At 60.3% G+C, this 24,257-nt stretch carries 23 protein-coding genes; 8 read left to right on the forward strand and 15 right to left on the reverse strand.

Going from position 1 to position 24,257, the window contains the following annotated elements:
* Window positions 1-23: 23 nt before the first annotated feature.
* Both GTW23_RS06480 and GTW23_RS06485 read right to left on the reverse strand, forming a co-directional pair.
* Window positions 24-773: a DNA alkylation repair protein gene (locus tag GTW23_RS06480; protein ID WP_252915125.1), complete on the reverse strand. Its 750-nt coding sequence runs from the start codon at window positions 771-773 to the stop codon at window positions 24-26.
* Window position 774: 1 nt separating this feature from the next.
* Window positions 775-1,644: an NAD(P)-dependent oxidoreductase gene (locus GTW23_RS06485; RefSeq protein ID WP_252915126.1), complete on the reverse strand. Its 870-nt coding sequence runs from the start codon at window positions 1,642-1,644 to the stop codon at window positions 775-777.
* A 94-nt stretch (window positions 1,645-1,738) separates the two neighbouring features.
* Here GTW23_RS06485 and GTW23_RS06490 point away from each other — a divergent pair, with 94 nt between their 5' ends.
* Window positions 1,739-4,201, forward strand: a complete 2,463-nt coding sequence (locus GTW23_RS06490) for a penicillin acylase family protein (protein ID WP_252915127.1) — start codon at window positions 1,739-1,741, stop codon at window positions 4,199-4,201.
* Window positions 4,202-4,320: 119 nt separating this feature from the next.
* On the opposite strand, the gene GTW23_RS06495 is transcribed toward GTW23_RS06490, so the two are convergent.
* On the reverse strand, window positions 4,321-4,854 hold the full coding sequence (locus GTW23_RS06495) for a tetratricopeptide repeat protein (protein WP_252915128.1): 534 nt from the start codon (window positions 4,852-4,854) through the stop codon (window positions 4,321-4,323).
* A gap of 274 nt (window positions 4,855-5,128) precedes the next feature.
* On the opposite strand from GTW23_RS06495, the gene GTW23_RS06500 reads away from it, so the two are divergent.
* Together GTW23_RS06500 and GTW23_RS06505 are read left to right on the forward strand one after the other, a co-directional pair.
* Entirely contained in the window at window positions 5,129-5,959 is an 831-nt protein-coding gene (locus GTW23_RS06500) for an aldo/keto reductase (protein ID WP_252915129.1), read from the forward strand.
* Window positions 5,960-6,143: 184 nt separating this feature from the next.
* Complete coding sequence (locus GTW23_RS06505; RefSeq protein WP_252915130.1) at window positions 6,144-6,860, forward strand: hypothetical protein; 717 nt, start codon at window positions 6,144-6,146, stop codon at window positions 6,858-6,860.
* Window positions 6,861-7,049: 189 nt separating this feature from the next.
* Here the strand turns inward: GTW23_RS06505 and GTW23_RS06510 are convergent, their stop codons facing one another.
* From GTW23_RS06510 to moaA, 7 genes are all read right to left on the reverse strand, one after another.
* Window positions 7,050-7,862: a class I SAM-dependent DNA methyltransferase gene (locus GTW23_RS06510; protein WP_252915131.1), complete on the reverse strand. Its 813-nt coding sequence runs from the start codon at window positions 7,860-7,862 to the stop codon at window positions 7,050-7,052.
* Between the two features lie 73 nt (window positions 7,863-7,935).
* Window positions 7,936-8,766, reverse strand: coding sequence for an ABC transporter permease (locus GTW23_RS06515; protein ID WP_252915132.1), 831 nt, complete (start codon window positions 8,764-8,766; stop codon window positions 7,936-7,938).
* Window positions 8,763-9,563 (reverse strand): ABC transporter permease, encoded by an 801-nt coding sequence (locus tag GTW23_RS06520; protein WP_252915133.1) that lies wholly within the window; start codon window positions 9,561-9,563, stop codon window positions 8,763-8,765. The genes GTW23_RS06515 and GTW23_RS06520 overlap by 4 nt, the downstream gene beginning before the upstream one ends.
* Before the next feature lie 104 nt (window positions 9,564-9,667).
* Window positions 9,668-10,465, reverse strand: a complete 798-nt coding sequence (locus GTW23_RS06525; protein ID WP_252915134.1) for an ABC transporter substrate-binding protein — start codon at window positions 10,463-10,465, stop codon at window positions 9,668-9,670.
* Between the two features lie 248 nt (window positions 10,466-10,713).
* Complete coding sequence (locus GTW23_RS06530; protein ID WP_152008337.1) at window positions 10,714-11,943, reverse strand: multidrug effflux MFS transporter; 1,230 nt, start codon at window positions 11,941-11,943, stop codon at window positions 10,714-10,716.
* Between the two features lie 457 nt (window positions 11,944-12,400).
* Window positions 12,401-13,309: a DMT family transporter gene (locus GTW23_RS06535; RefSeq protein WP_252915135.1), complete on the reverse strand. Its 909-nt coding sequence runs from the start codon at window positions 13,307-13,309 to the stop codon at window positions 12,401-12,403.
* A 170-nt stretch (window positions 13,310-13,479) separates the two neighbouring features.
* Window positions 13,480-14,493 (reverse strand): GTP 3',8-cyclase MoaA, encoded by a 1,014-nt coding sequence (moaA, locus tag GTW23_RS06540; RefSeq protein ID WP_152008339.1) that lies wholly within the window; start codon window positions 14,491-14,493, stop codon window positions 13,480-13,482.
* A 174-nt stretch (window positions 14,494-14,667) separates the two neighbouring features.
* Here moaA and GTW23_RS06545 point away from each other — a divergent pair, with 174 nt between their 5' ends.
* Window positions 14,668-15,036 (forward strand): gamma-butyrobetaine hydroxylase family protein, encoded by a 369-nt coding sequence (locus GTW23_RS06545; protein WP_152008340.1) that lies wholly within the window; start codon window positions 14,668-14,670, stop codon window positions 15,034-15,036.
* Between the two features lie 8 nt (window positions 15,037-15,044).
* Here GTW23_RS06545 and GTW23_RS06550 read toward each other — a convergent pair whose 3' ends face one another.
* Window positions 15,045-15,545 (reverse strand): MarR family winged helix-turn-helix transcriptional regulator, encoded by a 501-nt coding sequence (locus GTW23_RS06550; RefSeq protein ID WP_152008341.1) that lies wholly within the window; start codon window positions 15,543-15,545, stop codon window positions 15,045-15,047.
* Window positions 15,546-15,591: 46 nt separating this feature from the next.
* Here GTW23_RS06550 and GTW23_RS06555 point away from each other — a divergent pair, with 46 nt between their 5' ends.
* Together GTW23_RS06555 and GTW23_RS06560 are read left to right on the forward strand one after the other, a co-directional pair.
* Entirely contained in the window at window positions 15,592-16,581 is a 990-nt protein-coding gene (locus tag GTW23_RS06555) for an alpha/beta fold hydrolase (RefSeq protein WP_252915136.1), read from the forward strand.
* Entirely contained in the window at window positions 16,578-17,186 is a 609-nt protein-coding gene (locus GTW23_RS06560) for a pyridoxamine 5'-phosphate oxidase family protein (RefSeq protein ID WP_152008343.1), read from the forward strand. Before GTW23_RS06555 ends, GTW23_RS06560 begins: the two co-directional genes overlap by 4 nt.
* Before the next feature lie 57 nt (window positions 17,187-17,243).
* Here GTW23_RS06560 and GTW23_RS06565 read toward each other — a convergent pair whose 3' ends face one another.
* From GTW23_RS06565 to GTW23_RS06575, 3 genes are all read right to left on the reverse strand, one after another.
* The gene (locus tag GTW23_RS06565; protein ID WP_152008344.1) at window positions 17,244-17,864 is read right to left on the reverse strand and encodes a L,D-transpeptidase; all 621 of its coding nucleotides are present in this window, start codon (window positions 17,862-17,864) and stop codon (window positions 17,244-17,246) included.
* A 208-nt stretch (window positions 17,865-18,072) separates the two neighbouring features.
* The gene (locus GTW23_RS06570; RefSeq protein WP_152008345.1) at window positions 18,073-19,143 is read right to left on the reverse strand and encodes a GGDEF domain-containing protein; all 1,071 of its coding nucleotides are present in this window, start codon (window positions 19,141-19,143) and stop codon (window positions 18,073-18,075) included.
* A 143-nt stretch (window positions 19,144-19,286) separates the two neighbouring features.
* Window positions 19,287-20,894, reverse strand: coding sequence for a fumarate hydratase (locus tag GTW23_RS06575; RefSeq protein WP_252915137.1), 1,608 nt, complete (start codon window positions 20,892-20,894; stop codon window positions 19,287-19,289).
* Between the two features lie 224 nt (window positions 20,895-21,118).
* On the opposite strand from GTW23_RS06575, the gene arsB reads away from it, so the two are divergent.
* Complete coding sequence (gene arsB, locus GTW23_RS06580) at window positions 21,119-22,192, forward strand: ACR3 family arsenite efflux transporter (RefSeq protein ID WP_252915138.1); 1,074 nt, start codon at window positions 21,119-21,121, stop codon at window positions 22,190-22,192.
* On the opposite strand, the gene GTW23_RS06585 is transcribed toward arsB, so the two are convergent.
* Window positions 22,189-23,265, reverse strand: coding sequence for a sensor histidine kinase (locus GTW23_RS06585; protein WP_252915139.1), 1,077 nt, complete (start codon window positions 23,263-23,265; stop codon window positions 22,189-22,191). The genes arsB and GTW23_RS06585 overlap by 4 nt on opposite strands.
* A gap of 123 nt (window positions 23,266-23,388) precedes the next feature.
* Here GTW23_RS06585 and GTW23_RS06590 point away from each other — a divergent pair, with 123 nt between their 5' ends.
* Window positions 23,389-24,249 (forward strand): AraC family transcriptional regulator, encoded by an 861-nt coding sequence (locus tag GTW23_RS06590; RefSeq protein WP_252915140.1) that lies wholly within the window; start codon window positions 23,389-23,391, stop codon window positions 24,247-24,249.
* The last annotated feature ends 8 nt before the right edge of the window (window positions 24,250-24,257 follow it).

A 24,257-nucleotide genomic window follows, 5' to 3' on the forward strand; every position in this document is an offset into this window, starting at 1 on the left:
AGGCTGCTGAGAAGTTGCGGGCCTTACAGTTTGCCCAGTATTCGCTGTCTGTTGGCGGCGGTCTTCTTCTGGCCGATCATGGCAATGCGCTTGGGGTCGGACAGTTCCCTGACCGCGTCCTTGCCGATCCAGCGCGCCGTCTTGTCTTGAGATGAGGCGAGCTTTTCCGCCAGAGCGAGCGCTGGTCCGTGGCAGTCCATGCTGCGTTTCCCGATCTGCCGGAGCGCCCAGTTGACAGCCTTCTTGACGAAATTGCGCGGATCGGTGGCGTGGATTTCAATCATTGGTAGAAGCGCGATGAAATCCGCGTCGTCGCGTTTCTTCAGGTGCACCGCGGCCCAGGCGATCATGGCGAAGGCGGTGCGGCGGACGAATTCGCGGTCGTCGGCGGCGAACTCCGGCACCAGTTCATCGAGATGGCCGGCGGCGACGAACAGATCCGACGCGTGGTCGACAATTTCCCAGCTGTCGAAGTCGCCGGTCATCTCGCGGGCCTGATCCGGGCTGACCCGGGCCGGCTCCTCGGTAAAGAGGGCCAGCAGCCGGGCTTCGCGAATGCCGGTCCGCCAGAGGTCCAGCGCGCGCTCATGATTGCGCCCCAGCGTCTTTCCGAATGGCCTCAGCGCGGTGTTGCCGACGCCATAGGCCTTTTCGGTGTTGATGCCGAAGCGCGCCATGCCGGCAATGTTGTGAGCCGACCCGTGCGCCTCTAGCCACGCCAGGATGTCGGGCAGGCTGTAGTCGGCGTTTTCGGGAGGCCGGCGGGGCGCCATGTCATTTTTCCAGGCGGGCCAGCAGCGAGGAGGTGTCCCAGCGGTTGCCGCCCATCGCCTGGACATCGGCGTAGAACTGGTCGACCAATGCCGTTACCGGCAGCGTCGCGCCATTGCGCTTGGCCTCGTTGAGCACGATGTCGAGATCCTTGCGCATCCAGTCGACAGCGAAGCCGTAATCGTACTTGCCGACATTCATGGTCTTGTGGCGGTTTTCCATCTGCCAGGAACCCGCAGCCCCCTTGGAGATGACATCAACCACCTTCTCGATGTCGAGACCGGCCTTCTTGCCAAAGTGAATGCCTTCGGCCAGACCCTGAACCAGGCCCGCGATGCAGATCTGGTTGATCATCTTGGTCAGCTGGCCGCTGCCGACCGGGCCCATCAGGCCGACCATTCGGGCATAGGCGTCGATGACGGGGCTTGCCTTTTCGAACGTCGCCTCGTCGCCGCCGACCATGACGGTCAACACGCCGTTGTCGGCCCCGGCCTGGCCGCCGGACACCGGCGCATCGAGAAAGCCGCAGCCCTTGGCGGCGCAGGCTTCGGCCAGCTCACGCGCCACTTCGGCGGAAGCCGTGGTGTTGTCGATCAGGATGGCGCCATTCTTGATGCCGCTGAGAACCCCGTCCGGGCCAAGCGTCACGGCGCGCAGGTCATCGTCGTTGCCGACGCATGTGAAGACGAAATCGGCGCCCTTGGCAGCCTCGGCCGGAGTGTCGCAGGCGGTGCCGCCAAACTCATCGGCCCACTTGCGGGCTTTCTCCGCAGTGCGGTTGTAAACCCTAAGTTCGTGGCCGCCCTTGGTCTTGAGGTGTCCCGCCATGGGGTAGCCCATCACGCCAAGTCCGATGAAGGAAACTGTTGCCATTTCGCCTATCCTTTTGTCACAAATGCGCTTTACGGCTGACCTGATTGCGCGATACGTAAGGCAGGCCGCCGGTTCCTGGGAGGGACATAAACCAATGATGCGCATCGTCAAAGGGCTTATCAAGCTCATTCTTCTGCTGGTTCCGCTGGCGGTAATGGCTCTGGGCGCGGGAATGCTGTGGGCTTCGCGCTCGCAAGCGCCCTCCGACGGGGCCATGCAAATTGCCGGACTGGGCGGCGAGGTGACGATCACGCGGGACGTTAACGGCGTGCCGCACATCAAGGCCGCGACCCGGGGCGATGTCGCAGCCGGCCTCGGATTTGCGCATGCACAGGACCGGCTCTGGCAGATGGAAGTCAGCCGCATGGCCGGGCAGGGGCGCCTGTCCGAACTGTTTGGCGGCGCCACGGTCAGCACCGATATCTGGCTCAGGACCATGGCGATCAGCGAGGCAGCGGAAGCTTCGCTTGCCGTCATGGACGCGGACACGATGGTGATGCTCGAGGGTTATGCGCGCGGCGTCAACGCCTGGATCGAGCGGAACCCACAGGTGTTTTCCTCCCGGCTGCCGCCCGAATATGTGATCCTCGGCTACAAGCCGGAGCCCTGGCGGCCGGTGGATACGCTGACCGCGATCAAGATGATGTCGGTTTCGCTCGCAGAGAACCTTGGCGAAGAAGCGCTGCGTCTCGGTTTTCACCGGATCGGGCTGAGCGAGGCGGAAATCCGCGATCTGCTGCCTTACCTCGATGTCGACACTCCGCCGGAGATGCCGGATCTGACGGCGCTGCTTGGTCTTGATCCGGCGCCGATCGGCGAGCCCGCGACCACGGCCGATGCATCGGCAGTCTTTGACGACATCGATGGCGTTCTGGCGACGGGCGCTTCCAACAATTGGGTTGTTTCGGGTGAGCGGACCCAGTCGGGACTGCCGATCGTTGCCAATGATCCGCATCTTGGCCTGATGGCGCCGTCGATCTGGTACCTTGCGCATCTGGAGGTGACAGGGGAGTTCGACGAACCAAGGCGCCTGATCGGAGTTTCGCTGCCGGGCACGCCCTTCGTGCTGCTGGGACGGGGCAACGACATCGCCTGGGGGTTCACCAACACGGCGACCGATGCGCAGGACGTGTTTGTCGAGCGGGTCAATCCCGACAATCCGGACGAGTATCTGACGCCCACCGGTTGGGCGCCGTTCGGGCAGAAAGAGGAAGTCATCAAGGTCAAGGGTGGTGAAGACCAGAGCTTCACCCGGCGCTGGACCCGCCACGGACCTGTCTTCCCGGCGACCTACAAGCATTTCGACAGGTTGTTGCCCCAGAACACCGTTGCGGCGCTGCAATGGGTGGCGCTTGCGCATGACGACACCACGGCCATGGTCGGGCCGCGGCTTTACAGCATGCGCACGGTCGAGGATTTCCAGAACGGGTTCGACGCTTTCCTGACGCCGATGCAGTCGATGGTGGTGGCTGACAGGTCCGGCAATATCGGTTTTGTTGCTGCGGGGCGGGTGCCGCGGCGCGATCCTGCCAACCGGCTGATGGGCCGTGCGCCGGCGCCGGGATGGAACGCGATCTATGACTGGCGTGGCTATGCGCCCTACAGGGATCTGCCGCGGCAGACCAACCCGGACAGCGGGCTGATCGCCACGGCCAACACCAAGATTGTCGGGCCGGAGTATCCGCTTCATCTGACCTTCGACTGGGAAGAACCTTACCGTCAGAACCGCATCGAGACGCTGTTCAACGGATCCGGCGAGAAGCACACGCCGGCGATGTCGCGGCAGATGCAGGCCGATATCTTCTCTCCGGCCTTTGCCAGTCTGAAGCCGCGCATGCTCAAGGCATTGGAGGGCAAGTCCCTGTCTCAAGACAATCAGGCGCTTGTTGCCCGGCTTGCCTCCTGGGACGAGACCATGGCGCGCGACAAGATGGAGCCGCTCCTGTTCATGGCCTGGGTTCGTCACACCATGATGATGACGTTTGAAGACGATCTGGGTTTTATGTTCAGGGACTGGTTCAAGATCCGCGGCAAGGTGGTCGAGCGGCTGCTCGACGGCCAGACCGCGCGCAACTGGTGCGATGTCAAATCCACCACGGACGAGGAAAGCTGCGAGCAGATCGTCACAGACGCCTTCGGGGCTGCGGTTGCAGAACTTTCCGAACGGTATGGCGAGGATCCGGGCACATGGCGCTGGGGTCAGGCGCATTACGCCAAGGGCGCGCACCGCCCGTTCGGCGAAGTGAGCCTGCTCAGGCGGTTCTTCAATGTCGAGGTGGAAAGCGGCGGCGGGCCGTTCACGCTGGACCGCGGACGCACCCAGGTCCAGGACGACAAGGATCCCTATGCCAACACCAATGCGGCCAGCTATCGCGGCATCTTCGACATGGCCGATCTCGACCGCTCCACCTACATCCAGACGACCGGACAATCAGGCAATGTGTTCTCTGGCCATTACAACGATTTCGCGCCGATCTGGGCCGATGTGAACTCGATCGAGATCCCGGCCACGGACGTGGCCGATCCGGTGGGGGTATGGAGCCTCAGCCCGGGGTAAGGCTGATCCGGCAAGGCTCCGTCATAGCCACGGCCCTTTATTGCGACCGAAGAGATGCGACCCGGACGAGGAGAGAAACCACTCCGTTGCCGGGTCGCGGCTTGCTGCAGCGACGAGTATCAGTAGCTGTAGGTCTTGCCTGACTGGATTGCCTGACGCAGCGCGAGGCCAGGCCAATCCCACTTACCGCCACGGGCTTCGATCTCCGCCAGTTGCACGCTGGCGCCCTTGACGTCGCCTGCGGCCACCAGACCCTGGCCCATATAGGACCGTGCAAGCAGATTGTCCGGATTGCTCTTCAATGCGGCCTGATAGTATTGCATCCCAAGTTCGACACGTCCGGCCTTGCGATGGGTGAACCCATAGTAAGTCAGCACACGGCTCTCATTCTGATCCGACATTGCCGCAAGCACTGTGAGCGCGTCGTCATACTTGCCGGCATAGGCGAGTTCACGTACCGCGGAGTAACGCGTGTCGTCATCCAGCCGGCTCTCCTTTGCGTTGACGCAGGATTTGGTTTTCTTGTCCCAGATCTTGCCATCCTTGCAGACTTTGGTGGTCTCTGTCGGCTTCGGGGGAGATGTGTCTGTGGTTCCGGCGGCAAAGACCGCGGTCGGCATCATGAGTGCTGCTGCGAAGAGAAGACGGCGCATTGTAGGTTCCTTCCGAGTGCGTTGACATGAGTCATACGTTGCCGCCCGCTGGATAATTTCAAGAGATCACGCTTCTGTGATCGCCGGAATCTGAATGCGATCCGGCCGGAATTGCTTGCGCTACGTTACAGCGGGCCAAAATTCGACACAGCCCTGCCGCCCCCTTCTCTTGGTAAAGTTTGTGGGCTGGGGTTGCGGCGGTGCGCGAGGTGCTTAAGTGACAGGCTGGAACGACGCTGCAGTCGCACCGCCTTTTTCACATCAAGGATCGAGAATGACTGACCAGAAAAACATTGCTTTTCATGACGGACACGCAATTCCGCAGCTCGGGTTTGGTATCTGGCAGATCCCGCAGGACGAGACTGCGGCCGCCGTCGCCAGCGCCATCAAGACCGGTTACCGGCTGATCGACGGAGCTTTCATCTACGGTAACGAAGCCGGTCTTGGCGAAGGCCTCAGGAGTTCTGGCGTGCCGCGCGAGGAGATCTTCGTCACCACCAAGATCTGGAACCGTGATCAGGGGCGCGACAAGGCCCGGGCTTCGGTCGAGCGAAGCCTGAAGAGGATCGGTGTCGATCAGCTCGACCTGGTTCTGATACACTGGCCGGTGCCGAGCCAGGATCTCTATATCGAAACCTGGAAGGCGATGATCGAAATGCGCAACGAGGGCCTGATGCGCTCGATCGGCGTGTCGAACTTCAATGCCGACCATCTGGCCCGGCTGATCGCGGAAACCGGCGAGACGCCGGTGCTCAACCAGATCGAAATCAATCCGCTCCTGCAGCAGCCCGACCTGCGTGCGGTCTGCGATGCGCACAAGATTGTAACGCAAGCCTGGACTCCTCTTGGCAATGCACGCTCGTTCGAGGCCAAGCCGATCGCGACGGCTGCAGCGCGTACCGGAAAGAGCCCGGCACAGGTGATCCTGCGCTGGCACATGCAGCTCGGCCATGCTGCGATCGCCCGCTCGGTCAATCCGGGCCGTCAGGCGGAGAACCTCAACGTGTTCGACTTCACGCTGACCGACGACGAAATGAAGGCTATCGAGGGTCTCGATGTCGGCCTGCGCAATGGCCCCGATCCCTCTGTGTTCAAGATGAAGTAGTCACTTCCGAATAGGGCGTTATACAAGAACCGTGAAGTGGCAAAATGAATTGATTGTGGTTCTCACGTAGCCAATATCTTTTGTTGATCTCGATAAAATGTGTGGGATATAAAGGATAATATTTAGTGCGTTGGGTTATGTATTTAGTGGAAATTGGAATGTCGCTTGTGTGGGGTAGAGATTGATGAATTCTGTAGCCCGTAACAAAATTGAGACTGCGATTTCTCAAATACGAACCTTCTTGGAGGTCGACTTAGTTGCTGCATTTGACGGGAAGCAATGCTTTGAACCTCAGGTAGGCTGGGCCCCAATAGCCACGGCATGCATTGATATCAGGGCTAACGATCACTTTTTGAACGATGACGGGAAAGCGCTTCTGGAGCTGATGATATCCAGGCTTGAAGACAACCTGAATGATATTGTTTCCGTTCTACGAGAAGCTGCCGACGGGCAGACAGGCGAAGATCTACTCAAAAAACTCCGCAAGGCTATTGAGGTAACAAAATCTGATTTTTCGGAGATGGCGGGTCAATATCAATCGTTGAACGACGGCTACATTTCACCAATTATAAATTATGGGAGAATGCATGTGGGTGATGTGTTCAAAGACATAAGAGAATCTCAGATAATCAACAGGTCAATTGTAAATAATACGCTGAACAATCTGAGAATTCGGTCGGACGAAAATTTGGCTTCATTTGTTGGCGCTCTCTCGGCGGTTGTTGAGAAATCGCAAAATAAAGAGGCTGGAGAGTTGTTGGACCAATTCAATGAAGAATTGTCACGTTCGGAGCCACGTAAGTCTCTACTTAGGCGGTCATGGAAATCTCTTGTCGAAGTGCTTCCTGACGTTGCGAAAATCGCAGGTGCTAGTGCCGCTTTAGCTAAGCTGATTGGTTGAAAATTGAGAATGCAACCTCATGTAACAATTGAATTTTGAAATGCTGAGCATGCCAATACAAATTTGGAAGCGGCGATTGGCGGTACCGTAATGAACTTTAGAAAAGCTGCACAGCAGTCATCAGATCATCGTTGATGAACAGGCCTGCCTCTAAGGGCCGGAACTCTGCCGCCGCCCGATCAGGATGCCCTATCTCATCCGCGCGATGAAAAGATGGCCTGCAATCGGCAGGCCCTGTTCGTGGCGGACAATGATGTCGCCGGCCTCCAGCGTCTCGAAGCCCGCAGCGGTGAGTGCCTCGCGGACATAGGACTCGGTGTGGGCGAAGCGCTGGAAGCGGCCAACCGTGTAGGGGCGGCCCTCGAAATCGGCGTCGGGCAGGGTCTCGCTCGAGAAGCAGAACAGTGCGCCTCGCGTGGCGTTTTTCGCTGCTGCCTCGAACAGCGGCTCAAGTGCGCCGAGATAGGGCAACACGTCGGTCGCGGCGATGAGATCGAACGGCTCGTCGTCATTGTCCTCGAGATAGTCGACAGCGTCGGCCACGTAGAGCGTGTCGTAGAGGCCCTTCTCATGGGCGATCTCGACCATGTTCTCGGCGAGATCGAGGCCGGTAGCGTCATCGACCATGTCTTCGAGCGCGCCGCCGGTCAGGCCGGTGCCGCAGCCGAGATCGAGCATCCGGTCGAAGCTGGTGAGGCCGAGTTCGATCAGGCGCTGCCTGAGCAAGAGCGGCACATGGTAGCCCAGGTCCTCGACCAGAACCTTGTCGAAGACATCGGCATGCTGGTCGAACAGGGTGGCGACATAGGCTTCGGGTGCGCGCACGGGGATCTCGCCGCGCTTCATCGAGGCGAGCCTTACCGCGGCACCGCCGTGATCATCGGGATCGAGCGCCAGAACCTCGGCGTAGGCCGCTGCGGCGAGATCGAACTCGCCGGATTTCTCCAGCGCAAGTGCGCGGTTATAGGCTTCCGCCAAAGCATCGTCGTCTGTTCTGGCCATCTGGAGGCTCCACATCTGGTTTCGCGCCCCTTTTATACAAAGGTGCGGTCGCGGCAAGCGGCGAATGGCCCGGCTAGCGCTTGAGGTGGCGGGTCAGGCGCTGCTCGAGCTTTTCCCAGATGTTGCGCAGGGCCTCGACGATGACCAGGTAGAACACAGCGGCCCAGATATAGGTCTGGAAATCGAAGGTGCGGGAATAGGCGCGGCGGGTTTCGCCCATCAGGTCGAAGACGGTGACGATGGCGACAATCGCCGAGCCCTTGATCATCAGGATGATCTCGTTGCCATAGGGCCTCAGTGCCACGATCATCGCCTGGGGCAGGATGATCTTGTAGAAGGTCTGGAACCGGGTCAGGCCCAGGGCGGCTGCGCCCTCATGCTGGCCGCGGGTGACACTCTCGATGGCGCCACGCAGGATCTCGGCCTGATAGGCGGCGGTGTTGAGCGTGAAGGCGAACAGCGCGCAGTTCCAGGCGTCGCGGAAGAATACCCAAAGCCCGACTGCCTCAAGCTGATCGCGGAAAGTGCCGAAGCCGTAGTAGATCAGGAAAAGCTGTGCAATCAGCGGAGTGCCGCGGAAGAAATAGACATAGCCGTAGGCGAGCGACGACAGGATGCGGTTCGACGACATCCGGCCGAAGGCGACCGGAACCGACAACACCGCTCCGAGCGTGATCGAGATGCCGACGAGGGTCAGCGTGGTGCCGAGGCCCGAGAGGAACTTCGGGCCATAGGTGTTTACCTTGTCGATGTCCCAGGCGTCGATCAGCCAGAGCACCAGGGCGATGCCCGCCAGGATCCAGAGGCCGAGCAGGGACGCCCCGAGGATGCGCAGTCCGGTCCAGCGGAAGGCCGTGACAGGCGGTGGCGGCTGCGGCGGGATCAGGTCGTTGGCGATGCTCATCGGCTCACCCCCGAACGCCGCACGCGGGTCTCGATCTTGGAGAACACCACGGATGAGGCCATCGCCAGGGCCAGGAACAGCAGGCAGGCGATGCCATAGAAAAAGAAGGCTTCCTTGGTGACCTTGGCGGCGATGCCGGTCTGTCGCAGCGTGTCGCCAAGCCCGATCACCGATATCAGCGCCGTATCCTTGATCAGGATCATCCAGAGGTTGCCGAGACCGGGCAGAGCGATACGGACCAGCTGCGGCAGGATGATGAGCCGCATGGTCTTGCCCGGGCGCAGGCCGAGCGCATGTCCCGCCTCGTACTGGCCCTTGGGGATTGCCTTGAAGGCGGACGACAGGACCTCCGAGGCATAGGCGGAGAAAACCAACGACAGTGCAATGGTGCCGGCAATGAAGGAGTTGATGTCGAAGCCGCGCTCGAAACCCAGCGCGATGGCTACTTCGCGGACTGCGATCTGCAGGCCGAAATAGATCATGAAGATCGTCAGGAGTTCGGGCAGGCCGCGGAAAATAGTGGTGTAAATGTTCGCCGCCGCCCGAAGCGAACGGACTTCGGTCTGCTTGGCCAGAGCCAGGAAAAGCCCGATGATCAGCCCGATCGGAAGCGTGCACAGAGCCAGCGTAATGGTAACGAAAAAGCCTCTTGCCACCTCGTCACCCCAGCCCGTGTCCCCGCAGGACAAGAGCGAGCCGTCGGGCAGCAGGTTGAGAAAGCCGAGCGGGCCGCAGAACGGGTCAAACAGCGATGCAAGCCAATACAGCTGCTCTCCCAGCGATGCCGTCGGTTCCATGCTGTCCCCTGACCCTTGCCGCCTTTCCGGCGGTTCTGGTGTGGTGCAGGGCGGCGAACATTGCTGCCCGCCGCCCCCTGATGCCTCAGAGAAGCTTTTGCGGCTTAGTCGCCATAGACATCAACGTCAAAATACTTGTCGTTGATTTCCTTGTAGGTGCCGTTGGCGCGGATGGCGGCAATGGCCTCGTTGAACATGTCGCGCAGTTCGGTCTCGCCCTTGCGGATGGCGATGCCGGCGCCTTCGCCGTTGATGACCGGATCAGGGGTCAGGGTGCCGAGCAGCTTGCAGCAGGTGCCGGCGTCCGACTTGAGCCATTCGGTCAGCACGATGACATCGTCGATGACCGCGTCGATGCGGCCGGAATCGATGTCGAGCTTGTACTCGTCCGGAGTCGGGTAGAGCTTGAGCTCGGCCGACGGCAGCTTTTCCTCGGCATAGTTGGAATGCGTGGTCGAGGACTGGGCGCCGATCATCTTGCCGGCAAGGCCGGCATCGGTGGCTTCGGTGATCGGGCTGTCCTTTGGCACGGCGACGGCCGGGGGCGTGTTGTAGTACTTGTTGGTGAAATCGACCTTCTCCTTGCGCTCCTCGGTGATCGACATCGAGGCAATGATGGCGTCGAACTTGCCGGCGAGCAGGGCGGGAATGATGCCGTCCCAATCCTGGGTGACGAATTCGCACTCGACCTTCATCTCGGCGCACAGGGCGTTGGCGATGTCGATGTCGAAGCCGACGAGGCTGCCGTCCGATTCAAGATTGTTGAAGGGAGGGTATGCGCCCTCGGTGCCGATGATGACCTTCTTCATGCCGCCGTGGCTGGCTGCCTGGGCCGCAGCGCTCATGGAAAGGGCAAGGGCTGCAGCGGAGACTGCGAGGGTAAAGCGTCTGGAAATTGACATAGGTGTCCTCTCTGTTGGCGGGATAGCGGCTTGTTGACCGCCGCTTTCCGTTGATCGCTGGTGATGCTCACCGCGCTATGGGGAATATTCCCATTGTTTAGCAGATGATTGCAACAGGAAATCCCAGGTTACCCAAATCCGTTTCGCGTAAGTTTTGCCGAGCTGTCAATCACTGCCCGGCCGGAGCCGGAATTGATCGAGGACCATCAGGCCGGCGGCCGGTCAACGACTGAACCGGTGGGCGGTTTTCAGGACACGCGTGTGATCTTTGCATCGTCCGAAAGGCTGTTTTCGACCCGGATCACGTAGAGCGTGGCAAAGACGCTGAAGATACAGGAAACCAGCATGACGATGATCAACGGGTAGGGACCTGTTTCGGCGGAGAGGATCGCTCCGGCAAGCGCCGACAGGGCTGCGCCGCCGCCAATCATCATGGCCCCGCCAAGACCCGATGCGGATCCCGCCAGATGCGGGCGGACACTGACGATGCCGGCATTGGCGCTTGGCAGGGTGATGCCGTTGCCGAGGCCGACAAGCAGCATCGGTCCGAAAAAGGACAGCGGATGCCAGAGGCCTGCGAGGAAAAGCGTCAGCGAAAGGCTCATGCCAAGCGTTGCGATGATGCATCCGGTGACCATCATCCGGTTGATGCCGATCTGGCTGGCGAAGCGCCCGGAGAGGAAATTGCCGGTCATGTATCCCAGGGCGATGAACACGAAATAGAGGCCGAGCTGGGAGGGCGGCAAGTCGAGGATGGCGGTTGCCACGAAAGGACCGCCGCCGAGAAACGAGAAGAATGCGCCGGACGCGAAGGTGGCTGTCAGTGCATAGCCCCAGAAGCGGCGCGAGCGGATGAGTTCGGGGTAGGCACCGAACTGCTTGAGCATGCTGGCGGAGCGGTTGTGGTTGGTCTCGCCCAGATCGGTCAGGAGCATCACGAATGCGATCACCCCGAACAGGAACAGCAACCCGAACACGGATTGCCAGCCGAACAGTTCCTCCATGATGCCGCCCAGGGCCGGCCCGATCATCGGCGCCAGCGTCATGCCCATGGTGACATAGCCGATCATCGACGCTGCCTTTTCGGTGCCGACGATGTCCCGCACGATGGCGCGCGAAAGAACCATTCCCGACACGACGCCGGCCTGAACCATGCGGATTATCAGGAAAGCCTCGATGGTCGGGGCAAACGGGGTCAGGGCGGTGGCAATGAGAAAGATGCTCAGGCTCGCGATCATCACCGGGCGCCGGCCGTACCGGTCCGACAGCGGGCCGATGATCAGCTGCAGCAGGCCCGTGACGGCGAGGTAACCGGATACTGCCAGCTGCACCAGTGCATAGTCCGCCTCATAATAGGAAGCGATGCCGGGCAGGGACGGCAGAATGAGGTTCATGTTCAACGCACTGAGCCCGGCGATCACCACGAGGGTGGCAATGTGCGGCGGAGTCGAACGATCAAGGAATACTGTTCTGGTCATTGCGTGTGTTGTGTGTCCTTGTTGATCGCGATGCAAACGAATTGAGACAGGAACGGTGCCTGATCGCGCGGATTTTTACCGCCGGGAGAACTGTTTTGACGCTGTTGCATGCAGGACCAATAAAATTTACTTTGTGATTCTGAAGGAAAGTCTTGAAAGCAGTAGATTCCTAGGGTGTTTGTTGTTGATGGGAGCTGTGTTGCGATTGGGTGGAGCCGCATGTCCGGCAACAGCGAAGTAGACCAATGTCCATTCTGCAACGCTGCGTGGGGCGAATGTATGCATGTCAAGTTGCTCGTTGATCTGGACAAGGAAGCAGCTTCCCGGTCCGGCGTGACGTCCTCTGCAAGTACGCCTCGGGCCGGCAATGTCAACAGTTCCGCCGAAGGAGGCACGGCCGGCAATGGCGATGAGCCCGATTGCCCGAAGTCGATTTCAGGTACAGGATGAACGCTCATCATGGCGAATGGCGGGGCGCGGAACGGGCGGCGGGTTTGGCCGTGCCCCTGACGCGCTCGCGATAAAGCGTGTAAAGACCTGATCCGATGACGATCACGCCGCCGGTGATCATGTAGGCATCGGGATATTCGCCGAACACCACCATTCCCAGGAGCAGGGCCCAGATGAAGCTGGTGTAGCGGAACGGGGCGATGAACGAGATCTCGCCCTCGCGCATCGACATGATGATGAACTGGTATCCGACCAGCAGAAGGCATGCCGCGAGGCTGATCAGTCCGAAATCGGCCGCGCTGACCGGCCGCCAACCGCCCATCGGCCAGGTCATGAAGAGGCCGGCGACAGCCACGGCAGCCGCCGTTATCGTTGACAGGAACAGCGAGGGGATCGCGGCATTGATCTTGCGCGTGGCAAGGTCGCGCGCGGCCGCGAATAGGACCGTGCCGACGATCATCAGCGCATAGGGCGAGAACCCGTCCAGTCCCGGGCGGACGATGATCAAGACACCGGCAAACCCGGCAAGAATGGCGCCCCATCGCCTCCATCCGACCGGTTCGGACAGGAACACGGCTGCTCCCATGGTCACCGCCAGCGGCAGCGCCTGCAGGATTGCCGAGGCATTGGCGAGCGGGATATGGGACAGGCCGATGAGGAAGGTGAGGGTGCCGCCCACCTCGCCAACCACGCGCAGGCCGACCCAGCGATCGGCGAGTACGCGTACTGGACGCAGGGCGCGGCGCTGGCGGGCCAGAAGATAGATCAGTACCGTGGCAACGACGCCGCGCAGGAACATCACCTGTCCGACATTGATGTGATCGGTAAGGAGCTTGACGATCGAATCGTTGAACGTGAACCCGGCCATCGACAGGGACATGAACAACGCACCGCGCAAATTGGAGGAAAGTGCCATGTGATTTCCGGAACTGGCCGGCAGGAATCGCTGGCTCGAGCCTCACCCTAGCATCGTTGGGAAAGTCGAGACAGCTGCCGTCAATGACCGGTCCATCACGGAAATTGATCGATCAGGGGCTGGGATCTGTCGGTCCAACGCCGAGCGGCGCCAAGCAGTGATCGGTGAGCCTAGCCACCGGTGACGCTCATGTGGCGCGAGACCGCCGGCTGCTTTGTGGTCCGGTCGATGATGAAATCGTGGCCCTTGGGCTTGCGGCTGATGGCTTCATCGATGGCGGCCGACAGCAGCTCATTACCTTCGGAAGCGCGCAGGGGGGCGCGCAGATCTGCGGCATCGTTCTGGCCGAGGCACATGTAGAGCGTGCCGGTGCAGGTCAGGCGCACCCGGTTGCAGCTTTCGCAGAAATTGTGGGTCATCGGGGTAATGAAGCCGAGCTTGCCGCCGGTTTCCTTGACCGTCACATAGCGGGCAGGGCCGCCGGTGCGGAACGGGATATCCTCAAGCGTGAACTGTTTGGCGAGATTGCTCCTGAGCAGCGACAGCGGCATGTACTGGTCGGTGCGGTCCTCGTCGATCTCGCCCATCGGCATGGTCTCGATCACCGTCATGTCCATGCCCTGGCCATGCGCCCATTTGAGCATTTCGGGAATCTCGGTGTCGTTGAAGCCCTTGAGCGCCACGGCGTTGATCTTGATCTTCAGACCCGCTGCCTGGGCCGCGCGAACACCGTCGAGAACCTTGCCGAGATCTCCCCATCGGGTGATCTTGGCGAACTTGTCCGGATCCAGCGTGTCGATCGAGACATTGATGCGGCGAACGCCGCAATCATGGAGTTCGGAGGCGAAGCGCGTGAGCTGCGAGCCATTGGTGGTCAGCGTCAGCTCATCCATGCGGCCGGCGTCGATGTGGCGTCCGACTTGGCGAACGAACTCCATGATGTTCTTGCGCACCAGCGGTTCGCCGCCGGTCAGGCGGATGCGGCGCACGCCCTTCTCGACAAAAACGGTGCAGACCCGATCAAGCTCTTCAAGCGTGAGAAGATCCTTCTTGGGCAGAAAGGTCATGTTTTCCGCCATGCAATAGGTGCAGCGGAAATCGCAACGGTCGGTGACCGAAACCCGGAGATAGTTCACCGTCCGCCCAAAGGGGTCGATCATGATCGGCGCTGCGGTGTCTTCCATGGCGGATGATCCTTCACTTGTGGTGTGCAATGTCGTCATCCTCCGCCGGTGCGTCAAGGGGGCGGAGCAAACGGATTGGCGCCAGTACGCTGTGTTTTGACGGCTTTGGCTTGTGATCAGGCCGGATCGGTTCTAGATCAGCCACAAATGCGAAGAATTTGAGGACAGCGACCGATGAGCGTTCATGAAACGGCTTGGCCCAAGCAATTGCGGGTCTCTCCCGACCGTCGCATGCTGACGGTCCAATTCACCGACGATAGGTCCTATGCGATAGAGGCCGAGTTGCTGCGGGTCCGATCCCCGTCGGCGGAAGTACAGGGGCACTCTCCGGCGCAACGGGTGACTGTGGGCGGCAAGTCCGACGTGACCATCACGAAGGTGTTGCCGGTGGGCAATTATGCCGTGCGGCTGGTGTTCGACGATGGTCATGACAGCGGCATCTTCACCTGGAATTTCCTGTCGGAGATTGGCGAGGCGAAGGAAGAGCGCTGGGCGGAGTATATCGCTGAACTTGCCGACAAGGGCATGACACGGACCCGGTAAGGGCTGGATCAGGCCTTCTTGCGCTCGGCTTCTTCCGTCCGGGCCTCAATTGCACCGTCTGGTCGGGTCAGCTCGTGGATGATGCGGGTCATCACTTCGCCAACGAGGTTGCACTCCTCCGTGCTTGCTGTCTTCATGGTCCGGTCGATCAGGTCTGTCTGGATGGCAATTGCCTCAAGCGTCAGATCGGTTCCCGAAGGCGTCAGTTCCAGCCGCAGCACGCGCCGGTCCTGGGGGTCGCTGCGCCGGACCAGAAGCCCGCGTTTTTCAAGTTGCGGCAACAGCATCGACAGGTTGGAGCGGCCCACCAGCAGCTTGTCGGCCAGATCTTGCTGCGAGATACCCGGCGTGCGGAACAGATTGACCAGAATGTCGAGGTGCGGCGGCTTGATGTCGAGCGGCTGAAGCGCGCGCGCAAGGCTCAGTCCCATCACCTGGCAGGCGCGGGCCACAGCGATCCAGTTGTGAAAACGCGGGTTGTCCCAGGGAAGGGGTTGCTTTTTGTTCATGGTTGTACAATTCTGTTCATAGTTGAACCAATCTGGAAATCCCACTATGGCATCTCTCGTTGAAAAGGTCACCCGTGCGCTGCTCGGTCTTGTCGCCGCACAATCGCCCGACCGGGCAGGCGAAATGGCGTTCTGGCTGTTCACGCGCACCAGATCGACCAAGCCGCAGAGCGACAAGGAACGCAAGGCGCTGGAACTGGCCAGGGCGCGCATGGATGAGAGCGAAACCGTCCGTCTCGTCATTCCCGGCAGCGTCATTGCCACCCATGTATTCCGGCCGGATCCCTGCCGCGCCGGGGGGCAGAAGGTGCTCCTCGTGCATGGTTACAGATCCCGCAGCGATCACATGATTGCGCTTGCCGATGCGCTTGTTGCCGCGGGCCATACCGCGGTCTGCCTTGATCTTCCGGGGCACGGGGCGTCGACCGGTCGCACGCTTCATCTGGGCAAAGCGGTGGAGGCGATCGATGCCGCCTGGCGGCAGCATGGACCGTTCGATGCGTTTGTCGGCCATTCCTTCGGCGGCCCTTCGGTGATGGCGGCGGCGGCGGGGTCGATCCTGCATGTGCCGCAACGGCGGCCCGACCGTATCGTCACCATCGCAGCCCCCTCGGACATGGCCGATGTGTTCAGGTGGGCCGGCAGGCTGCTTGGTCTTGGTGCTGCGGCACAGCGGGCCTTTGAACGTCAGGTTTTGAGGTTTGCCGGCCGGCCATTGTCCGAGTTCCAGGTTGAAAGGATGATGCACGACCTGCCGATCCGGACACTGGTGATCCACGCCGAGGACGACAAGGAAGTAGCATTTGCCAATGCGGAAGCCATCGCCCGGCTCGGACCGCATGTCCGGCTGATGAAGACGAACGGTTTCGGGCATCGCCGCATCGTCGCTGCTCCTCCGGTCACACAGGCGGTTGTCGAATTTCTGCAACAGGGCGCAGGTGCGGGGGAAATCGTCGGCCTGCCGCTTCCATGTGAGCGCGAAGCGAATAGAGTGGCACCGCCCGCTGAACAGGGGAGCAAACGGAGGCTCGCATGAGCGTTGTCAGGACGGTGGCTGAACTCGAGGCGATCTACGGAGAGAGCTCGGAGGCCTCTCGGATCAAGGTCAGCCACCGGCTGACCGAAGGCTACCGCAGACTTGTCGAAGCTTCGCCGGTCGTTGCGCTTGCCACCTGCGGCCCGGAAGGCCTCGATTGCTCGCCGCGGGGTGATCCGGGCCAGGTTATCTCGATCAGGGATGACCGGACGATGTTGCTGCCCGACAGGCGCGGCAACAACCGTATTGATTCTCTGCGCAATATCGTGCGCGACAGCCGGGTTGCGTTGCTGTTCCTGATTCCCGGATCCAACAGCACGCTGAGGGTCAACGGTACCGCCGAGATATCGGTTGAGCCGGCGCTGCTCGCCAGCCTTGCCATGGAGGGAAAGCCGCCGCGCTCGGTGATCGTCATTACCGTCGGGGAGATCTACTTCCAGTGTGCGCGGGCACTGATGAGGGCCAGGCTCTGGGAGCAGGAAGCCTGGCCTGATGCGTCCGGGTTGCCGACGCCCGGAGCGCTGATGCGCGAGCTCAAGCAGGATTTTGACGGCCGCGCCTACGACCGGGAATGGCCGGAGCGGGCGAAGAATAGCTTGTGGTGATAAAAAAACCGGCCTGAGAGGCCGGTTCTTGCATTGCTGGACGGTGTGGCGGCCCGATCAGTTCCGGACAATCACCCTGGTTCCGACCTTGACCTGGTCGTAGAGGTGTTCGACGTCCTCGTTTGCCATGCGGATGCAGCCCGACGACATCGCCTGACCGATGGTCCAGGGCTGATTGGTGCCGTGAATGCGGTAGATGGTCGAGCCGATATACATGGCGCGGGCACCGAGCGGGTTGTCGGGGCCGCCGGGCATATAGGCCGGCAGCACGCGGCCTTCCTGGCGCTTTACGCGATCGCGCATGACCTGTGGCGGGGTCCAGCCCGGCCATTCAGCCTTGCGGGTGATCTTGTTCTTGCCCTGCCACGTGAAGCCGTCGCGGCCGACACCGATGCCGTAGGCCATGGCCTTGCCCTTGCCGGTGACGTGGTAGAGGCGCCGGTCTGACGTGTCGATGATGATCGTGCCCTCGGGATGGTTTTCCTTGAAGGAGATCACCTTGCGCTTGATCGGCGACTTATCCGAGCGACGGTACTTGTTGTAGTTTTCCGATGGCGGAAAAAGAATCTGCAGGAGGGTTTTGGATTCCGATGAAGTCTGGCCGGCCGGCTGGGCCTGCACGGCAGCGGGCGCCATCAGGCACAGGGCGAGAAAAGCGGAGGAAATCAGGCGTATCATGTCACGATCCAGGGCTGTCGTTGAAATGTTGCGGGACGGTTCGGTCTGCCAGGCTCGCGCCTGCCCACTGACAAGACCCGACCCTCAATTGTTATGGGTAACTGCTTCGCCACGGGCTGTCCAGCATGCAGCGGTTCGGTTGCGCCAAAATCTCTTGATGTTCCGGCCCGGTGAATACAGGCCATGTCCAGTATGGCGGAGTAAAACTTCAGGTTTTGTATATGGCCCAGTTTTTCTCGAACTCCTGGTTGAGTTCCGGCTTGTAGAGCTGCGACCTGTTGCGGCCGCTGTGCTTGGCGGTATAGAGCGCAACGTCGGCCTTGTTGTAGAGTTCCTCGGCGCTGTCGGCGTCGGTGGCCATGCATATTCCGAGAGACAGCGTAATGGGGCCGTAATTCACACCAGTTTTCTGGTTGCGCAACGGCGTTGATTCGACCGCCTTGCGCAGGCGCTCGGCGATTTCGAGGGTGATCTCGAGGCTGGTTCCCTGGAGAATGACCGCGAATTCCTCGCCGCCCGTGCGCGAGATGAAGACATCCTTGCGCAGCGTGCTTTTCATCACCGCAGCAACCACGCCCAGGACCCTGTCGCCGACCGGGTGACCGTAAGTGTCGTTGAACTTCTTGAAATGATCGATGTCGGCAACAATCAACGCGTAATACATCGCATCGCGCTGTTCGTTGTAAATGTTGGCGAGGACCTCGTCAAAGGCGCGGCGGTTGGCAAGCCGGGTCAGCGGATCGGTGTTGGCAATGCGCTTGTACTCGTCGAGTTCAAGCTTGACCTGTTCCATCTCGCGCGCGCGCTCGACCATGTGCTCGACGACGACCTTGCCCTTTTCCATGTTGTCGCCGGTGGCATTGGTGAGAACGCTGATCACGTTGTTGAGGATCTCGGCGCTTGCCATGCTCTTGCTGGAAATGCGGTTGTAAGCTTCGCCAAGCAGTTTCGAATAGCTCTCCATGGATGACTGTTCCTGCTTGAGCAGGCGCAGCATACCGTCGAGTTCTCCGGAAATCCTGTCGTGCGCGCCTTCGACAACGGCGGCGCGATGGTGATGGGGCAACACCTTCTTGCCAAGAACATCGAGTTCTTCCTGGCTTGGGTTGCGTCCGAGCGCTTCAAACTGCCTTGTCAGGGTCGGATTGGATGCGTTGAGGGCTTCGTAGACCAGCTCGTAGTTGCGCGGCAGGCCGGCAATACCACGACGGCGCATGGTGGCGAGCACCAAAGTGGCCGTGTCCATTGAATGGACCTTGTTCGTAGGCGCTACCGTCATCTTTCGTCCCCAAAGTGGCTTTCATAGCTCTGACTACCGATATTCTTACGGGTTAAATCTTGGGGAAATGTTAATGGCAACGAAGTCAGACACCTCCGTTGCACCAATGTCTAATGTGCTAATCTCCGAACTCTTTCGTGATTTCAGCCTAAATTCAATTCCTTGAAGAAATCGTTGCCCTTGTTGTCGATGACAATGAACGCCGGGAAATTCTCCACCTCGATCCGCCAGATCGCCTCCATGCCGAGCTCAGGGTACTCGACGACCTCGACATTCTTGATGCAGTCCTGGGCCAGGCGGGCCGCCGGGCCGCCGATCGAACCGAGGTAGAAGCCGCCATGCCGGGCACAGGCTTCGCGCACCGAGCGGGAGCGGTTGCCCTTGGCGAGCATGACCATTGAGCCGCCGAAGGACTGGAACTGATCGACATAGGAATCCATCCGGCCTGCGGTTGTCGGGCCGAAGGAGCCCGAGGCATAGCCTTCCGGCGTCTTGGCTGGGCCGGCATAGTAGACCGGGTGGTTCTTGAGATAATCGGGCATCTCTTCGCCCGCTTCCAGCCGGGCGCGGATTTTCGAGTGCGCCAGGTCGCGGGCGACGATGATCGAACCGGTGAGCGACAGTTGCGTCTTGATCGGGTGCCTCGACAGCTCGGCCAGAATGTCCGCCATCGGCTGGTTGAGATCGATCTTGACCACGTGTTCGGAGAGCTTTTCCTCATCGATCTCCGGCAGGTATTTCGACGGATCGGTCTCAAGCTGCTCGAGGAAGATGCCGTCTCTGGTGATCTTGCCCTTGGCCTGGCGGTCGGCCGAGCAGGAGACGCCGAGGCCGATGGGCAGCGAGGCGCCGTGGCGGGGCAGGCGGATGACGCGGACATCGTGACAGAAATACTTGCCGCCGAACTGCGCGCCGACGCCCATCTGCTGCGTCATCTTGTGGACTTCGGCTTCCATCTCCAGATCGCGGAATGCGTGGCCTGATTCCGAGCCCTCGGTCGGCAGCTCGTCAAGATATTTGGTCGAGGCGAGCTTGACGGTCTTGAGGTTCATCTCCGCGCTAGTGCCGCCGATGACGATTGCCAGGTGGTAGGGCGGGCAGGCGGCGGTGCCCAGGGTCAGGATCTTTTCGCGCAGGAACTCGACCATCCGCTCATGGGTGAGCAGCGATGGCGTGCCCTGGTACAGAAACGTCTTGTTGGCCGAACCGCCGCCCTTGGCGACGAACAGGAAGTCGTAGCTGTCCTCGCCTTCCTCATAGATGTCGATCTGGGCGGGGAGGTTGGTCTTGGTGTTCTTCTCCTCGAACATGGAAAGCGGAGCGAGCTGCGAGTAGCGCAGGTTGCGGCGCTCATAGGCGTCCATCACGCCGCCGGCCAGTGCCTCGTAATCGCCGCCCTCGGTCCAGACCTTGCGGCCCTTCTTGGCCATGATGATCGCGGTTCCCGTATCCTGACACATCGGCAGCACGCCGCCGGCCGCGATGTTGGCGTTCTTGAGAAGGTCGAAAGCGACGAAACGATCGTTCTCGGTGGCTTCCGGATCGTCCAGGATCGCTGCCAGCTGCTTGAGATGACCGGGCCTGAGCAAATGGTTGATGTCGCCGAAGGCCGCTTCGGCAAGAAGGCGCAAACCGTCCACATCGACCGTCAGGATCTCCTGGCCACGGAATTCCTCGACGCCGACATGCTTGTCGGTCAGTTTCTTCCAGGGGGTGGTGTCGGGTCCAAGGGGGAAGAGATCGTTTGCCACGGGATACCTTTCCGGTCGCCTGTTTGTCGCTTTGATTGAGGCCCGGTCTTAAGATGAAGGCCGGTGAATTGCAATTGCGCCATAGGTGCGGGATCGGACGTCTTGTATGCTTCGAGATATCATGATTTATGGAAATTAATAATCTGTCGGTTTTTTGCGAATCCGGGCTTACAGGGCCTCGTTCATCGTGCGCAGCCGGCGAAGTTCATGACCAGGAGAAAGACATGTCGACATTCGAGCGCTACCTGACGGTCTGGGTTGCCCTTTGCATCGTGGCGGGCATTGGCCTCGGCTATGTCTTTCCGTCCTTCTTCCAGGCCATCGGATCGGCCGAGATTGCGAATGTCAACCTGCCGGTGGCGGTGCTGATCTGGCTGATGATCATCCCGATGCTGGTCAAGATCGACTTCGCCTCGCTGGGACAGGTCAGCCGGCACTGGCGCGGAATCTCGGTCACGCTGATCGTCAACTGGGCAATCAAGCCGTTCACCATGGCGGTCATGGCCTGGTTCTTCATCGGCTGGCTGTTTCTTCCCTATCTGCCTGCTGACCAGATCAACAGCTACATCGCCGGCCTCATCCTGCTCGGCGCCGCGCCGTGCACGGCGATGGTCTTCGTCTGGAGCAACCTGACGAAGGGCGATCCGTTGTTCACACTGAGCCAGGTAACCGTCAATGACCTGGTGATGGTGTTTGCCTTTGCCCCGATCGTGGCGGTTCTGCTTGGTATCTCGGCGATCACGGTTCCTTGGGAAACCCTGATGCTGTCAGTGGCGCTGTATATCGTCGTTCCGGTGGCCATTGCGCAGTTCCTGCGCAGCAGGCTTCTGGCGTCGGGTGGCGAGGCTGCGCTTCAGGGGCTTCTTTCGAAACTGCAGCCGCTGTCGATCCTTGCGCTGCTGGTCACGCTCGTTGTGCTGTTCGCGTTCCAGGGCCAGGCGATCCTTGCCCAGCCGCTGATCATTGTGCTCTTGTCCGTCCCGATCATCATCCAGACCTACCTGATCTTCGGCATCGGCTATTTCGCAAACCGCGTTGTGGGCGAGACCCACGTCATCGCAGGGCCTTCCGCGCTCATTGGCGCCAGCAATTTCTTCGAACTTGCCGTTGCCGTGGCGATCAGCCTGTTCGGATTCAATTCGGGGGCGGCGCTGGCCACCGTTGTCGGGGTACTCATCGAAGTGCCGGTGATGCTTTCGCTGGTCTGGGTCGTGAACCGGTCGAAAGGCTGGTACGACACGAGTTCAGCACTCGCCCGCCGGTCCGCCGCCGTGCCGCCGGGCCAATCCGGCAGCTAGGCACTATCGCCTTCAAGCACGTGGAGCGACTGCATCGAAAGCCGTGCCGTCAGCCCCTCGCCATCAAAATCGAACTCGCATGAGCCCCCGAGCGACCGGCTCATCCGGTCCAGCAGTTCGGTCCCGAAACCGGTCCGCTCGGGCGGGCTTACGTCCGGACCGGCCCTTTCCACCCAGACAAATGACAGCATCGACCTGTCGTCTTCACGGGTAACCACATCCCACGACAGGCTGAGCCGTCCCGATTGGTTGCTGAACGCACCATGCTTGACCGAATTTGTCCCGAGTTCGTGCAGGATGAGGTTGAGCGGGATGAGTCCGTTCGGACTGATCGTCAAATCCGGCCCTTTGATAGCCAGCCGATCCGATTCGGTCAGGCCGAGGGGCTCAAGCGCCGACTCGATTGCCTTGCGCAAGGAGATGCGTTCCCCTTCCACCGCTCCGCGGAGCAATGCGATCGAGTGGCTCAGAGCGTCGATCCTCTGCCGCAGCTGATCGCCGAGCTCCTTGGGTGTCGAAGCATGTTTCTGCAGCATCGAGATCAGGCCATTGATGGTGGCCATCAGGTTCTTCAGCCGATGGTCGACCTCCTGGGAAACAAGTTTCTGCAACTCCAGGGCCGTGGTGAGTGCTTCGTGTGAGCGAATCTGCGCGCCCAGGGCGCGAAGCGCGAGAAACAGGAGCCCTATGTCCGTGGCGACGACGAAGACATAAAAGACGAGTGCGGTGGCGGCGGGTCCGTTGAGTGCAAAACTGCCCGATGGCTCTATGAACCAGTACCAGGACGCCAGACCTGAAAGGACGCTGGCGGTAATGGCGGGAAAAATGCCCCAAACGAAACCGGTGATCACGACGGTTGGAAAAAAGGTGAGATAGGGAAAGCCCGGCGGCAGCAACGGGTCGAGGTAGAACCGCAGAGCCAGGGCGATGGAGGTCATGGCGAGCGCCGCGATCTGGCCGACCAGCATGCTTGACGAGGTCGGTCCATGCACTGCGTTTCGGAAGGCAGGCAGGGTGAACAAGACACGCAGGACGCTTGTTTGTTCGGGATATCCTTTTAGTCTGTCTTCCATCGGACTCAATTCTGTTCGGAAATGGCTGACGATTGTCGGCTGAGCGTTGTAAAATGAGAGGTTGCAATGAAGGTTGTTCTAGCAATATACGCCGATTTTGCGCAACTTTTTTGGCGGTGAATTTTGACCGGCCAGCGCTTCGATCTCAAGAACTCGCAAAGCGAGGCGGTCCGTCGGCATCGCGCCTGGCCGGGGATTTCGGTCGAACATGTCATCCCTGCCCAAGGCGACCGCTTCGCCTACCAGTGGCAAAGCGATCTCCATTTCTGCGCAATTCATGACATCCTGCTCAAGGATGGTGGCATTCGTGCTGGAGGCGGCAGGGAGGAGAAAAGAAAAGATCTTCGCGGCTTGCTGACCTATGTCCCGGCAGGAGCCGAGGTTGAGGGCTGGTCTGAGCTCACGCAAAGGCAAAATTCGTACAGCGCGATCTATTTCAATCCGGGCGAATTGCATGAGGAGCTCGATCAACGGTTCCCCGATGATTGGGATGTACGGCTGTATTTTCGCGATCCCGAGCTCTCGGCCTGTCTGCACAGGTTTACCAGGCTGCTTGAACAGGGGGACGGTGCGGACGACCTCTACGCCGAAACCCTTGGGCTGATGACGGTGCTGACCCTGCACAAGAACCAGATCGACCAGCCGGCTCGAAAGCCCGCTTTGCCGCGCCGCGCCCTGGCAAGGGTTGTCGAGTATGTCGAAGCGAATCTGGCCAATCCGATCAGCCTGGAAGATCTTGCGGCACAGGCTGGATTGAGCCGGTTTCACTTCAACAGGGCTTTCAAGGCCGAAACTGGTGAAAGCCCCTATCAATACGTGCTCAGGCAACGCATCGAATCGGCGCGGGTTCTCCTTGCTGAGCGCCGCTTGAGCGTGGAACAGATCGCGGCTGCCGTGGGTTTTCGCGATTCTTCGTATTTCCAGAAAGCCTTCAAGGCCCGTACCGGCATGAATCCGTCCGATTTCGCCAAGCAGTCTCGATGATCCCAGTG

The sequence above is a fragment of the Parahoeflea alexandrii genome (assembly GCF_024105735.1).
Classification (GTDB): Bacteria; Pseudomonadota; Alphaproteobacteria; order Rhizobiales; family Rhizobiaceae; genus Hoeflea; species Hoeflea alexandrii.